The organism is Poseidonibacter antarcticus, from assembly GCF_003667345.1.
GTDB classification, from domain to species: Bacteria; Campylobacterota; Campylobacteria; order Campylobacterales; family Arcobacteraceae; genus Poseidonibacter; species Poseidonibacter antarcticus.
Map to the genome: position 1 here is coordinate 1 of NZ_RCWF01000008.1, position 14,158 is coordinate 14,158.

At 27.8% G+C, this 14,158-nt stretch carries 16 protein-coding genes and 1 tRNA gene; 4 read left to right on the forward strand and 13 right to left on the reverse strand.

What is annotated here, in order from left to right; genetic code table 11:
* Positions 1-2 precede the first annotated feature (2 nt).
* Positions 3-89, reverse strand: a tRNA-Leu gene (locus D9T19_RS10045).
* A 189-nt stretch (positions 90-278) separates the two neighbouring features.
* Between D9T19_RS10045 and ilvD the strand changes: the two genes are divergently transcribed.
* The 4 genes from ilvD to D9T19_RS10065 all read left to right on the forward strand — a co-directional run bounded on the left by ilvD (position 279) and on the right by D9T19_RS10065 (position 5,411).
* A complete protein-coding gene (ilvD, locus tag D9T19_RS10050) occupies positions 279-1,967 on the forward strand; it encodes a dihydroxy-acid dehydratase (RefSeq protein WP_121628105.1) in 1,689 nt (562 codons plus the stop codon).
* A 123-nt stretch (positions 1,968-2,090) separates the two neighbouring features.
* The gene (locus D9T19_RS10055; RefSeq protein WP_121628106.1) at positions 2,091-3,509 is read left to right on the forward strand and encodes a Do family serine endopeptidase; all 1,419 of its coding nucleotides are present in this window, start codon (positions 2,091-2,093) and stop codon (positions 3,507-3,509) included.
* Between the two features lie 10 nt (positions 3,510-3,519).
* Positions 3,520-4,197 (forward strand): response regulator transcription factor, encoded by a 678-nt coding sequence (locus D9T19_RS10060; protein ID WP_205588711.1) that lies wholly within the window; start codon positions 3,520-3,522, stop codon positions 4,195-4,197.
* Complete coding sequence (locus tag D9T19_RS10065; protein ID WP_121628108.1) at positions 4,194-5,411, forward strand: ArsS family sensor histidine kinase; 1,218 nt, start codon at positions 4,194-4,196, stop codon at positions 5,409-5,411. Before D9T19_RS10060 ends, D9T19_RS10065 begins: the two co-directional genes overlap by 4 nt.
* A 26-nt stretch (positions 5,412-5,437) precedes the next feature.
* Here D9T19_RS10065 and D9T19_RS10070 read toward each other — a convergent pair whose 3' ends face one another.
* The 12 genes from D9T19_RS10070 to cobT all read right to left on the reverse strand — a co-directional run bounded on the left by D9T19_RS10070 (position 5,438) and on the right by cobT (position 14,114).
* Positions 5,438-6,307 (reverse strand): DMT family transporter, encoded by an 870-nt coding sequence (locus D9T19_RS10070; protein WP_121628109.1) that lies wholly within the window; start codon positions 6,305-6,307, stop codon positions 5,438-5,440.
* A 6-nt stretch (positions 6,308-6,313) separates the two neighbouring features.
* Positions 6,314-6,736, reverse strand: coding sequence for a hypothetical protein (locus D9T19_RS10075; RefSeq protein WP_121628215.1), 423 nt, complete (start codon positions 6,734-6,736; stop codon positions 6,314-6,316).
* Complete coding sequence (cbiB, locus tag D9T19_RS10080) at positions 6,736-7,623, reverse strand: adenosylcobinamide-phosphate synthase CbiB (protein WP_121628110.1); 888 nt, start codon at positions 7,621-7,623, stop codon at positions 6,736-6,738. The genes D9T19_RS10075 and cbiB overlap by 1 nt, the downstream gene beginning before the upstream one ends.
* Positions 7,613-9,004 (reverse strand): cobyric acid synthase, encoded by a 1,392-nt coding sequence (locus D9T19_RS10085; protein WP_121628111.1) that lies wholly within the window; start codon positions 9,002-9,004, stop codon positions 7,613-7,615. The genes cbiB and D9T19_RS10085 overlap by 11 nt, the downstream gene beginning before the upstream one ends.
* On the reverse strand, positions 8,997-9,266 hold the full coding sequence (locus D9T19_RS10090) for a type II toxin-antitoxin system RelE family toxin (RefSeq protein WP_121628112.1): 270 nt from the start codon (positions 9,264-9,266) through the stop codon (positions 8,997-8,999). The genes D9T19_RS10085 and D9T19_RS10090 overlap by 8 nt, the downstream gene beginning before the upstream one ends.
* Entirely contained in the window at positions 9,259-9,495 is a 237-nt protein-coding gene (locus tag D9T19_RS10095) for a CopG family transcriptional regulator (RefSeq protein WP_121628113.1), read from the reverse strand. The genes D9T19_RS10090 and D9T19_RS10095 overlap by 8 nt, the downstream gene beginning before the upstream one ends.
* Positions 9,496-9,579: 84 nt before the next feature.
* Positions 9,580-10,188, reverse strand: coding sequence for a transglutaminase-like domain-containing protein (locus tag D9T19_RS10100; RefSeq protein ID WP_121628114.1), 609 nt, complete (start codon positions 10,186-10,188; stop codon positions 9,580-9,582).
* Positions 10,182-11,213 carry an aminotransferase class I/II-fold pyridoxal phosphate-dependent enzyme gene (locus D9T19_RS10105; RefSeq protein WP_121628115.1) on the reverse strand — a complete coding sequence of 344 codons (1,032 nt, stop codon included), beginning with the start codon at positions 11,211-11,213 and terminating at the stop codon, positions 10,182-10,184. The genes D9T19_RS10100 and D9T19_RS10105 overlap by 7 nt, the downstream gene beginning before the upstream one ends.
* A complete protein-coding gene (locus D9T19_RS10110) occupies positions 11,210-11,956 on the reverse strand; it encodes an adenosylcobinamide-GDP ribazoletransferase (protein WP_121628116.1) in 747 nt (248 codons plus the stop codon). The genes D9T19_RS10105 and D9T19_RS10110 overlap by 4 nt, the downstream gene beginning before the upstream one ends.
* Complete coding sequence (locus D9T19_RS10115) at positions 11,953-12,447, reverse strand: bifunctional adenosylcobinamide kinase/adenosylcobinamide-phosphate guanylyltransferase (protein WP_121628117.1); 495 nt, start codon at positions 12,445-12,447, stop codon at positions 11,953-11,955. Before D9T19_RS10115 ends, D9T19_RS10110 begins: the two co-directional genes overlap by 4 nt.
* Positions 12,447-13,046, reverse strand: coding sequence for a MarC family protein (locus tag D9T19_RS10120; protein ID WP_121628118.1), 600 nt, complete (start codon positions 13,044-13,046; stop codon positions 12,447-12,449). Before D9T19_RS10120 ends, D9T19_RS10115 begins: the two co-directional genes overlap by 1 nt.
* Positions 13,047-13,049: 3 nt before the next feature.
* A complete protein-coding gene (gene cobT, locus D9T19_RS10125) occupies positions 13,050-14,114 on the reverse strand; it encodes a nicotinate mononucleotide-dependent phosphoribosyltransferase CobT (protein WP_121628119.1) in 1,065 nt (354 codons plus the stop codon).
* Positions 14,115-14,158: the final 44 nt, after the last annotated feature.

The window sequence follows — 14,158 nt, forward strand, 5'->3', positions numbered from 1 at the left end:
AGTGGTGCGAATGGTCGGAATTGAACCGACACTCCGAAACCGGAATTGGATTTTAAGTCCAACGCGTCTACCTATTCCGCCACACTCGCACTATTGGTAGAATTTAAAAAACATTGTTTCTTAAATTGGACTGGAATTATAATAGATTTATTATTCTTTGTCAAGGGTTTTAAAAAGAAATATCAAAATTTCCATATTTTATTTCTTTTAATCAAATTTGAACAGCAAAAAATGTATAATCCTTGTATAAATTATGCATATATTTAAAGGATTTAAAATTGAGAAGTGATGAAGTAAAAAAAGGCTTTGATAGAGCACCACATAGATCTTTGTTAAGAGCTACTGGATTAAAAGATGAAGATTTTGAAAAACCATTCATTGGAGTTGCAAACTCTTTTATTGAATTAATCCCTGGACATTTTTTCTTAGATAAAGTTGCTGTTATTATTAAAGATGAAATTAGAAAGAACGGTTGTGTACCATTTGAGTTCAATACTATTGGTGTTGATGATGGTATTGCAATGGGTCATGATGGTATGTTATTTTCATTACCTTCAAGAGAATTAATTGCAAATTCAATTGAAACTGTAATGAATGCACATAAATTGGATGCAATGATTGCTATTCCAAACTGTGATAAAATTGTTCCTGGTATGATTATGGGTGCATTAAGAGTTAATGTTCCTACTATTTTTGTATCTGGTGGACCAATGCAAAAAGGTCACGATAAAGATGGTACACCAATTGATTTAGCAACAGCTTTTGAAGCAGTTGGTAAACATGAGGCTGGTGAAATTACAGATGAAGAATTACTTGATATTGAATGTAATGCATGTCCTAGTGGTGGTTCTTGTTCTGGTATGTTTACAGCCAATTCTATGAATACACTTATGGAAGCTATGGGTATTGCACTTCCTGGAAATGGAACTATTTTAGCTTTAACTCCTGAGAGAGAAGTATTATATAGACAAGCTGCTAAAAGAATTTGTGAAATTGCTTTAGATAAACAAGCTAGTGAAAAATACTTATTAAGAAATATCTTAAATGAAAATGCTGTAAGAAATGCTTTTGCTGTTGATATGGCAATGGGTGGTTCTTCTAATACTGTTTTACATATGTTAGCAATTGCTAGAGAAGCTAAAGTTGATTTTAATTTAGAAGATATTAATAAAATCTCTAAAAGAGTTTCTCATATTGCAAAAATTTCTCCATCTTTATCTACTGTTCATATGGAAGATATTAATAAAGCTGGTGGTGTAAATGCAGTAATGAAAGAAATGACAAAAAGAGGTAATGATATTTTACTTGATAATATTACAATTACAGGTGAAACTCTTTACGAAAAAATTTCTGATGCATATATAAAAGATACAAATATTATTCATACTATTGACAATCCATATTCTGATGTTGGTGGTTTAGCTATTCTTTATGGTAACTTAGCAGAACAAGGTGCTGTTATTAAAACTGCAGGAATTACAGGTGCACGTGCATTAAGTGGTAAAGCTGTTTGTTTTGATGGTCAAGCTGAAGCAATTGCTGGTATTGTTGGTGGTAAAGTTACACATGGTGATGTTGTTGTAATTAGATACGAAGGTCCTAAAGGTGGTCCAGGAATGCAAGAAATGCTTGCCCCTACTTCACTTATTATGGGAATGGGAATGGGTAAAACTGTTGCTCTTATTACTGATGGTAGATTCTCAGGTGCTACAAGAGGTGCTTCAATTGGTCACGTAAGTCCTGAAGCTGCTGAAGGTGGTATGATTGGGTTATTAAAAGATGGAGATATTATCAATATTGATGTTGATGCATACCTTTTATCTGTTGATTTAAGCGACGAAGAAATAGCTAAAAGAAGAGCTAACTTTAAACCTATTAAAAAACCACTTACTTCAAGTTGGTTAGGACAATATAGATCTCTTGTAACAAACGCAAGTTCTGGAGCTATGCTTAAAACTGATTTATAGTAGTAAATTTATAAAATCAAGGTTAAAACCTTGATTTTATTAACCAATTATTAACTATTGATTGGAAAATAGTTTACACTTATACTCTACAATCATCTAATCAAACATTCAAAAGGATATATTGTGAAGAAAAAACTTTTATTTGCCTCAACTTTAATTGCTAGTCAATTATTTGCAGAATCAATAAATTTTAATATGATAGATAAAAATCCGACTAGAGTAGCTCCAAATACAAATAATCAAATTTTATCTTTTAATGGTGCTATTAAAAAATCTATGAAATCAATTGTTAATATATCAACAAAAAGACATATTAATTCATCAAATGAAAATCTTCCACAACAAATATTTAAAGATCCATTCTTCAAAAGATTTTTTGGAGATCAATTTGGAAATCAATTTAAACAAAATAGAGTTCAAAGATCTTTAGGTTCTGGTGTTATTATTGCTAAAAATGGATATATTGTTACTAATAACCATGTAATAGATAATGCTGAAGAGATTACCGTAACTATTGGCAATGATACAAAAGAATACAATGCAAAACTTATTGGGAAAGATTCTGATAGTGATTTAGCTGTTATTAAAATAGACTCTACAAATTTAACTCCAATTAAATTTGGTCACTCAAAAGAGTTAGAAGTTGCTGATGTTATTTTTGCAATTGGAAATCCATTTGGTATAGGAAGTGCTGTTACACAAGGTATTATTTCAGCTTTAAATAAAAATAAAGTTGGACTTAATAGATATGAAAACTATATTCAAACTGATGCATCTATAAACCCAGGAAACTCAGGTGGTGCTTTAGTTGATAGTAGAGGTGCTTTAATTGGTATTAATACTGCTATTATTTCTAAAAGTGGAGGGAATAATGGTATAGGATTTGCTATTCCCGTTGCAATGGTAAAAGACGTAGTTAAAAAGTTAATTTCTGATGGTAAAGTAACAAGAGGTTATTTAGGTGTTGCTATTAGTGATTTAGACGCTGAAATGTCAAAAGTATATAATCATAAAAAAGGTGCTCTTGTTTTAGATGTATCAGAAGGAACTCCTGCTTTTAAATTTGGAGTAAAAAGAGGTGATTTAATTTATGCAATTAATGATAAAACAATAAGAGATCGAACTGATTTACAGAATATTGTCGCTTCATTTAAACCAAATGAAAAAATAGTTTTAAGTATAGAAAGAGATAAAAAAAATATTGAATTAAAAATAGTACTAGGAAATAGAACAACCTTAGTTCAAATTCAAGCTAATAATGGAAGAGTTTTAAGTGGTTTAAAAGTAACTACGATTGATACAAATACACAAAAACAATTTAGATTAGCTCCTGATACAAAAGGTGTATTGATTTCTGATGTTGAACCAAAAAGTAGAGCAGAAAAAGTAGGATTCCAACCTGGAGATATTATCATTCAAATTGAAGATATTGAAATTAATAATTTCCAAAACCTTGAAGCATCTTTAACAAAGTATAAAAACAAACATAAAAGAGTTTATGTAAATAGATATGGACAGACTATTCTTTTTGTTATAAAATAAAGGATTTACAATCATAAAAGTATTAATGATAGAAGATGATTTAGAACTTGCACAAATCATTACTGATTATCTTGCAGCATTTGATATAGAAGTTACAAATACGGATAGTCCATATAATGGACTATCTATGTTAAGTATTAATAAAGAGTTTCAACTATTAATTTTAGATTTAACTCTTCCTGAAATTGATGGATTAGAGTTACTTCCCAAAATTAGAGAAAAATCTCAAATCCCTATTATTATAAGTTCTGCAAGAGATGATATTCTAGATAAAGTTATGGGATTAGAAAGAGGTGCTGATGATTATTTGCCAAAACCTTATAATCCTAGAGAACTTCAAGCTAGAATAAAAACTATTTTAAAAAGAATTGATAAACCAGCAGAAGTTAAGAAAATAGGAAATAGTTCTCCTTTTATTGTAAAAGAAGATGATATGCAAATATATTTTAAAGATATTCCTCTTACTCTAACTCTTGCTGAATATGATATTTTAAAACTTCTTATTAGAAGAAATGGTGGCGTAATAGCTAGAGAAGATTTTATATATGCTAGTGATAGTATTGAAGATGATTCTTCATTAAAAAATATTGATGTAATCATTTCAAGAATTAGATCAAAATTATCAAAAATAGATGCTACAAAAACATATATAAAATCAGTTAGAGGTATTGGATATCAACTAATATGATAAGAAATATTTCTATTTCTGCTTTTATTAATTTAATATTTTCATTAGCTTTTGTTGCAATATTAATTACGTTTTCATTATTTATTAGTTTTGATAAGCAAAAACATGAAATTACTCAACAAAATAGATACGAACTTATTGCAGAGAATTTTTTAAGTACTTTTCAAAACTTACCTAGTGCAGAAACATTATTCAAATTATTCAAGAAATTCCAAGTAAAACCATTGGAAGATAGAGATGCAAAACTTGAAATAATTAAAAATGCTCAAGAACTAACAATTACTCAAAACTATTTAGGAACATATCGGGTATATAAATACAATGAAGAATATTATATTTATGTACAACAATATGGATATAATCTTATGCTAAAAGATGTAACAAACCATAACTATAGTATGGCAATTATAATTGCTACATTTATATTATCGCTTATTACAATATTTTTTTTATATGCTATTTTAAAAAGAAAACTAAAACCTCTTAAGCTATTAAATAAGCAAATTATTGAATTCTCAAATGGTAATAAAGACATTAAAATAACCTCTATAAGTAATGATGAAATTGGAACAATTGCAAAAAGCTTTAATGAAGCTATTACTCTTATAAATAATCAAACAAAATCAAAAGATTTATTTATGCGTAATATGATGCATGAACTTAAAACTCCTATTACGAAAGCTATGTTTATTGCTGAAACATTAAATAATGAACAAACAAGAGATAACCTTCAAAGAGCTTTTAAAAGAATGGATGATATTATCAAAGAATTAGCAACTGTAGAAAAGCTCACATCTGCTAATAATATGATGTATAAAGAGCCAACATCATTTTTTAATATTTATAATAAAACATTAGAGATTATGATGGTTTCCCCTGATAATATTACATCTAGAATTAAATCTTTTAACTTCTCTGTTGATATTTCAATGTTTTCTATTGCACTTAAAAACTTAATTGATAATGCTATAAAATTCTCACCAAATCATAAAGCTATTATAAATGCTTCGAAAGAACAAATTGAAATAAGTTCACTAGGTGAACCTTTGAAATATGATTTAGAATACTATACTGAAGCTTTCTCACAAGAAGAAAAAAGAAGTGATGGATTTGGATTAGGTTTATATATTGTTAAAACAATTGCTTGTTTACATGGTTATAAACTTGAATATAAATATGAAGATGGAAAGAATTACTTTATAATAAAGATGTAGAAATCAACTTCTACATCTTTTGTATTTTATGAAACTTTCTTTTTATTATAAAGTTTCATAAAGTAGTAGTGTAAATATAAAGACAAGCCTATAACTGCACTTCCTAAAAGAAGTAAAAAATAATTACTCGTTTTTCCCCAAATAATAAGATTTACAAGTAATCCAGCAGGAACTAAAGCGTTATTCATAATTGCTAACACTCCTGCATCTACAAAACAAGCTCCTTTATTCCATAAGAAATATCCTAAACCAGAAGCTGCTACACCTAACCAAATTAAAACACCCCATTGTATTAATGATGGTGATAATTTTTCGGGATTTGCAAATAATAAAAATGATATTACACTTACAATCAATGCTCCAAAATGGAAGTATCCAAAAACATCTCTATGTCTAATTTGCGTATGTGATTCCATTACTTTTTTGTAAGCACTTTGTCCTAAAGCAAAACAAATACTTGCAGCTTGAACCATCAAAAAACCTGTGATAAAATCTTCACTAATATTTTGATATCTGATTATATATGCACCAAATACAGCTAATCCTGTACTAACTAGATAAAGAGGTTTAAACTGTTTTTTAAATCCATCATAAAATAGTGTTACATAAACAGGCGTGAATACAGTGAAAAGTACAACTTCTGGAACACTTAAAAATAAAAATGATTTATAAAGAAAAATATACATCAAGCCAATTTGTATAGTTCCTATAAGCATTATTTGAAGCTTTAATTTTGTTTGAATACCTCTAAATTTTGTAAAGGGAATAAAAACTAATGAAGCTAAAACAACACGAATAAGTACAGCAAAATAACTATCAACCTGCCCTGCTAAAACTTCACCTATTAAACTAAAAGAAAATGCCCAAAGAAGTGTTACTAAGATTAAATATGGCATTTATTTTTAACTTCTTACATCTTTCATAATTTCAAACCATGAACGGTTGAAGTTCTTTTTAATATATTTAGCCCGATGTGGAACTATACAACCTGAACAATTTTGATGAATATAATCTTCACCAATATATTGAGCTCCATCACGTGATTTGATATTACAAACTGAAAATAATGTTTTCCCATCATCTGTTTTTTCAAAGCCTTCCATTTTAAACCTAAAGTTTGGACAGGCACAAAGGTAGCAGTTTAAATCTTCCATATCATGACATTTTTTATTGTCTTTATATAAAGGACAAAAATCTGGTTCGTTCTTTACCATATTATCAAACTTGAAGTATTCTATAACCTCATCAACTGTTTTATCTTCTAATTTTTTCATTACATTTGCGTGAAGGTTACCCTGTTGGATAAACCACTCTTCATATGTCATCATAGTACTCCTAAAATTAATACAATTATTATAAATATATCTAAGCGATACTTTAACGAAAGTGTCTTTAAAACATCACTATTCTCAATATTTTCTTTTCCTATTCCAAAAAATGCTTTGTCTTTAATTTTCCCAAAATAAGAAGTTGGACCACCTAGTTTTAAATCAAGACTTAATGCCATTGAAGCTATTGGTAATCCTGCATTTGGGCTTTCGTGTTTTGAGCCATATTTATAAAACTGTGTTAGTGCTTTTTTACTCATAAATAATATAGCTATTAAAACAGCTGTTATTCTCGCAGGTACATAGTTTACAATATCATCAAGGATGGCTGCTATTTTTCCAAAGTTTTCATACTTTTCATTTCTATACCCTATCATCGAATCTAAAGTATTAATAGCTTTATATATAAAAGCTCCCACTATTCCAAAACAAAGTAAATAAAATAAAGGTGCAATTACTCCATCGCTTAAATTCTCAGCATAAGTTTCTACTGCTGCTTTATTCACATCTGAATTTGTCATTGTACTTGTATCACGACTTACTAACATAGCTATTTTTTCTTTTTTAACTTCTAAATTCCTACTTGTTATTACATCTTCTACACTGTCGTATAACATTTTGGAAGCTAGTGTAAAAGAGGCTAAAAAACCTTGAAATAAGATATTATCAAAACTAGCTAGAAATGAAGTGATTATATAAACAATTACAATCAATGAAACTGTTAATATTCCACCTCTTAAAATTGAGTCTTCATAATACTTCTTTTTAAACCAGTTTATATAATCTCCCATAAATATTATTGGATGTTTGAGAAACTTTAGTTTCTCAAATTCGCCAAAAATATTATCTAAAGCATAAGCTATTAGAGCAATACTATAAAACACTTTTTAGAATCCTTTTTACATCTAGTTTATCTTTCATAGTATTTACAAAGGTATCTATTGAAGTTTTTTTGTACTCTTCAAAGATATATCCTATATATGAAGAATCAATTGATTTAAAATATGAAGTTCTAAACTTATCATTATCAAATATTCCATGAACAAATGTACCTTTGAACTTTTCTGTTTCGTATGATAAGGGATATTTATCACACATTCCATGATGAATTTCAAAGCCTTCTATTTTACTATCAAATAAATCATAAGTTTTTTTCTCTAATATCTTCTCTTTTTCAAAGACTATACTTGCAGGAATTTTAGCAAAGCCCTGCTCTACTAAAGCTTCATTGTTTTCTAAAGCGTATTTATCATCTAGTGTTTCAAACATCATTTCATAACCACCACATACACAACAAATATCTTTTTTATAGTTTTTGATTTGTTCAAATAAGCCATTTTCTTTTAACCATTTTAAATCTTTGATTACAAGTTTAGAACCAGGAAGAATTACAAGGTCAAACTTTTCAAGTGAAATATTATAATCCACAAACTCAACAAATACCTCATCATCACATATCAAAGGTTCTATATCATTGTAATTACTCATATATGGATACGATATAACGGCAACATCAAGTTTTTTCTTTTTTGGGTTTTGTACAAAGTTTTTTAATGATGCGGAATCTTCAAATCCTAAGTTAAATGGAACATAAGGCAATACTCCTAAAACTGGTATTTTAAAATCCTCTTCAATGATTCTAATACCTTCATCAAATAAAGATAAATCTCCTCTAAACTTGTTTACAATTACACCTATAATATTATTACGAAGTTTTTCTGGTAATAAATGATACACTCCATAAATAGAAGCAAATACTCCACCTTTTTCAATGTCTGCAACCAATATAATTTTAGTATTGTATTCATTGGCTATAAAGATGTTTGAGAGGTCTTTATCCATTAGATTTAACTCAACAGGACTTCCAGCACCTTCGTTTACAATACAGTCGTATCTTGTATCTAAATACTCATAGCATCTTTTAACAGAAGGTTTTAAAGTGTCTATATCTCTATAGTAATCTAATACATCTTTGTTTGCTACTACTTTACCCTCCACTATCAATGAAGCTGAACTTCCACGACCTGATTTTAAAAGTACAGGATTTAAATGATATGAAGTCTCTACTCCTAATACTTCGCTTTGAAAGTATTGTGCTATTGCTATTTCACTTCCATCATCACATACGTGAGAGTTATTTGAGACATTTTGTGCTTTAAAGGGTGCAACGCTGTAGCCTAAGTCTTGTAGTATCTTTGCTATTACAAATGTTATAGTTGATTTTCCTGCGTCTGAGGATGTTCCTAGGATTGATATATTATTCATAAGCTTCTTGCCTATGTTTAAAATCTACAATAGCAATGATTAGCTTATCATCTTCTATCAAATAAAAAAGGCGATAATTACCAACTCTATATCTATAGTAGCCTTCAAGATTATCTTTTAATTTTTTAATATTTGTTCCATAAAGAGGGTTTTCTCGAAGTTGAGGATAAACAAAATTAACAATTTTAGAATATAGCTTTTTATCTATTTTCTTTTTAATCTTTTGGAAAGTTTTTGTTTCAGCAATTTGATACTTAGACAATATTGTAATCACCATTTTTAAGGTCATCAAATCCGTTCATCAAGTTTTTAACAAGTTCTTTATCATTCATAATTTCATTCATTTCACTATTTTCTACAAATTGTGAAGAAGTTAGATATTGCATAGTTGCAAATTCAATAAAATTTGAAAGATTTCTTTTTTGTCCATCAGCAGCAAGTTTAATCATATCGTAGATAGAATCATCTACTCTCATTGTTACAGTTTTCATAATATAATCCTTTGAATATTTATTAATACTATTATATTCAATTTTATTCAGATTGTCAATTATCAATATAGCTTTTAATTTTATTTAGTATTTATACTCCATCTCATCCACAACTAACTGTTTATTCTCAAATGGATCAATAATCGCTTCAATCTCATCAAATGCATATTTCAAAGGAAAACCTATTTTAGAGTTTGTTGCTGTTGATTCTAGTTTATAGAAGCGTTTGCCATTTACATATAATGCTTTTTTATTTGATAGTTTATTTTTTAGATTTACTATTACAAAGATATGTTTTGGTACTAGTACAAAATAAGCTTCATAACCTTTTACTTTTAGCATTGAGATTAAAAGATTTGATTTATCATCACAATCTCCATAATTTTGAGTAACCACTTGTTTTGAGCTTTTTGCAATTCCTTCATTTACTTTATATGGTATTCTTGTTACAAAATCTAGCATTTTTTGTACTTCACATAATTCGTTTTTATTACAATCTTTTATTAAATAGTTTGCAAGTTTTAGTGTGTAATCATCACGTCTTACTTGGTTTACATAAGTTAGTCCATTTATATCTATAAATTGATTTTTGACTATATTAAATGATGTGAAAATCATATATATTATATAGATTATAAAAGCAAGTGATAAAAGAAAAGAAGAGTATTTTAAAAACTTATTATTTATTAGCATATCTCTTTTAATGCCTTTTTAAAAACTTCTAGATTATTTGTAGATTTAACTGCAATTCTTATATATCTATCATCTAAAAAGTCGAAGTTTTCACAGTTTCTTATCATAATCTTATATGGTTTTAATTTCTCTTGTAATTCATTTGCATTTAGTGTTTTTAGCTTTGCTAAAATATAGTTTGCATTACTTTTATAGATTGATTCTATTAGTGTTGAGTTTTCTAAAACTTTTTCTAAAAGCAGTCTATTTTTTGTATTTATTGCTTTTGATATTTTTTTAAAGTTTTTGTCTTCAAGAGCTGTGCATAAGTAATTTGAATCAAAATTTGAAAGTTTCCACATTGGTTCAAATCTTTTTAGTGAGTCAATATTTTTTTCATTTGAAACAATAGTTCCAACTCTAATTCCAGCACTTGAATAAAATTTTGTCATAGATTTTAAGATGTATAATTTATCATATTTTTCTAAATATTTAATAGCTGATTGTCCATCGCAAAAGTCTAAAAAGCTTTCATCTATTAAAACTGTACAATCTTTTTGTGTCCAATAGCTCATCAAAGAATCAATATCATAATATTTACCATCAGGTGTTGAAGGATTTACAAATATTACGAAACTTTTATTTTTTACAGGTAATTGTATATTTTCAAATCTATTAATAGTTTGTAATTTATATCCAAAGTTTATACAAGCTTTTTTATATTCTAAATAAGCAGGTGAATAAATCGTAGAATGCTCCAAGCCTAAATTTTTAAGATGCCTAAAAAGTGCAAAGATAGCTGAACTTCCACCGTTAAATAGTTCTATTTGTTCTATTTTTACATCATAGTTATCTGCGATTTTTTTATATAATTTATCATAAATTGGATAAGAAGAAATATCAAGATTATTAAAATCAATATTTATATTTGGCTTGATAAAGTTGATATTTGATGACAAATCAATAACTTCTTGAATATCACAGCCTAAATCTTTTGCGAACTTTTCTATTTGTCCACCATGTTCAAATGTTTCTAATGTTTTCATAAAACAATTGCCAATGCGATATTTAATAAAATAAGTTCAGTATGTTCTAGAGTAAAACCTAAACAATCGCCATTTACAAAAGAGAATTTTTTATTTAATATTTTTAGTATTATGTAAAAACTTAGCATTGAAATTATAAAAAGAATTATTGCATTTGAGTTTAAAGTAAAAGCTAGTATTACATAAACAAAAGCAAAAAGTTTGATTTTCCCTACTCCTGCACTTTGAAAGGCAAGTGATAAAAAACTATTTTTATTAAACTTAAAAAGTTGTAATAAATATATAAGATTTAAACGAGAAAAAACTAAAACAATAAAAAATAATACATACTCTTTTTCATACAAAATATAAGTAGAAATACTAACTTTTAGCAATACAAAACAAAAAGCATATAAAGCCCCAATTGCACCAATAGTTGGGTCTTTCATAATCTCATAAGCATCTTTTCCTGAATAAGAAGCAAACCATGCATCAATCACATCACAAATAGCTTCCAAATGTAAAAAACCATAAAGAGCTAGATAAAGAACAGAAGCTACAAAAGCAGAATATAAAGGAGTGAAAAACTCATTTAAAAAGATATTTAAAGCTATTACAATACTTGCTAAAATAGCTCCCACAAGTGGCAAGAAAGCTAGTGTATATTTATATGTATCATTGTTTATTTTCATATCTTTAACAAAAATAGGAATAATTGAAAAATACGAAAGTGCAAAATAAAAAGCATTTAGTATTTGTTTCATTTTAATCTTTTTGATATTGAGTATTTTACTTCATAGACTTCATTACAAAGTTTTACTAACTCTTGTCCAATAAGTCCCGAAAAGTCTACGAATCTTCTTGATTGGCTATCAAAAGGAATTACTCCACATGAAACATCATTTAGTACAAAAACAATATTTGCTTTTGTACTACAGATAGTTTTGAGTTGTTCTTTTAATGTTTTTTCTTCTTCATCAAGATTGTTAAAAAGCCACATAGAAACACAATCTACTAAATAAGTTTTATCATCTTTTATAACTTTTACTAAATCTTTTGGCTCTTCAATAGTCAAAAAATCATCAACTCTTTCTTCTAAATGTTTATCGATTCTTGTCTGCATTGAAGAGTCATTGTAAGAATTGTCATAAGTTGCTACATAATATGGTTTAGTATTTGATGATAATTCAAGTGTCTTATGTGAAGCAGCACTTGTTTTACCTGATTTTTGACCACCGAAATATAATATTTTCATCATAAACCTAAAAAGTTTTTAATACCAGTAAAAATAATTTGTGCAGAAAGTGCAGCTAAAAATAATCCTGTAATTTTTGAAATCACTAAAAGACCTTGTTTACCAATAATTCTTTCAATAATACTTGAACTATAAAGCATAAATCCTATAACTAAAACTGCAGAAATTAAAGCTAAACTTCCCATTAACATTGAAGATTTATTTTCAAAAGTTGCACCCATAACAAGTAAAATACCAATAGTTCCTGGACCAATTGCAACAGGAATTGCTAAAGGTACTACTGCTAAATCTGAAATATCTTTATCTCCAACTTTTGCAGTTGCTTTATTACCTTGAATTAACTCAACAGCAGATAAAAACAATAATGCACCTGCACCAATTCTAAATGCATCCAATGTTATACCAAAAATATCAAAAATATTCTTTCCAAAAAAGAGTAACACTAAACATATAATAATTACAGAAATTGTAACTTTAATAGCTAACGCTTTACGCTCTTTTGCTGTTGCATCTGTTGTAACAGTTAAAAAAACCGATAACACAAAAAAAGGTGTCATAATAAAAAACATTTTTAAAAATGTTGCAATGAAAATATCCATAAATTATCCTAAAAAGCTTTCGATTTTTTCAATTAATTTCATTTCATCAATTGAATTTATACTTGCATAACATAATGCTCCACCACAACCAACACCCTCTTTTGCTTCACCTTCATCATAAAGTTTTAAAGCAGGATGAGAAGAGTTTGAAAAATCAAAATCACTTGCATACGCATTTATTGGAAAATCTAATTGTTCTAATAGTGCTTTGATATTTGAATTTTCATCTTCATTTATCCATTTTGTTGTACAAAGTGCGATATTTGAAGAGTCTATTTCTCCATCCATACTTTTTAAAATAGAATTTACTACAAGTAAAACAGCTGCCATTTGAGTTCCACCTGCTAATAATACTTTTAGATTATTTGCTCTACTTCCTAAAATAAATCCTGCATTAAAAATAATCATATTATCACTAACTAAAGATAGTTTTTCAAAAATATCACTATTTTTTTCTACTCTTTTTAGTGCATTTATTATTGTTTGGTTTTTAATATCACTTGGATTATTTTTATATGAACTTGAGAAATATCCTTCACATTCATAATCTAAGGCAAGTGCTGTTGCATTTGCTGTTGTTGTTCCTGCTGGAATTGATTCTGCAAGAATCACATAATCATCTTTTGTTTCAAAAGATTGTGCAAAACTTAGACCTTTTTGGAAAATTTCCATTGCTTGTATTTTTGCACCATCATCTATTCTTCCACTTGGTTTCATATCAAAATTATGTATTTTAAAATGTTCGATTTGTGGAATAAGTTCTAATCCTAGATTTAATATTTCAATATTTGAAAAAGGATTTAATTCATGAACTGCTCTTGTAATAAGCGCAGGAGTAGGAACTCCTTTTGGAGTTTGGGCAATATCTTCTAAAGAACGAACTTCTTTAGTACATAAAAACTCTGCATCAAGAGTTGGAGTTAAATATAATTTACCTGGGATTCCAGCTTGTGAGATATTTGGTATCTCAGCTGTTTTTGTTACGCTTGCACTTAAAAGAAAAGTGGCTTTTTTACCTCGTAAAAATTCAAGAAAGTCTACACTTCCTAAAATAGTATTAAAGTTCATTTGAACCCTTTATTTAATTTTTAGGAAGTATAACAAATGTGTGC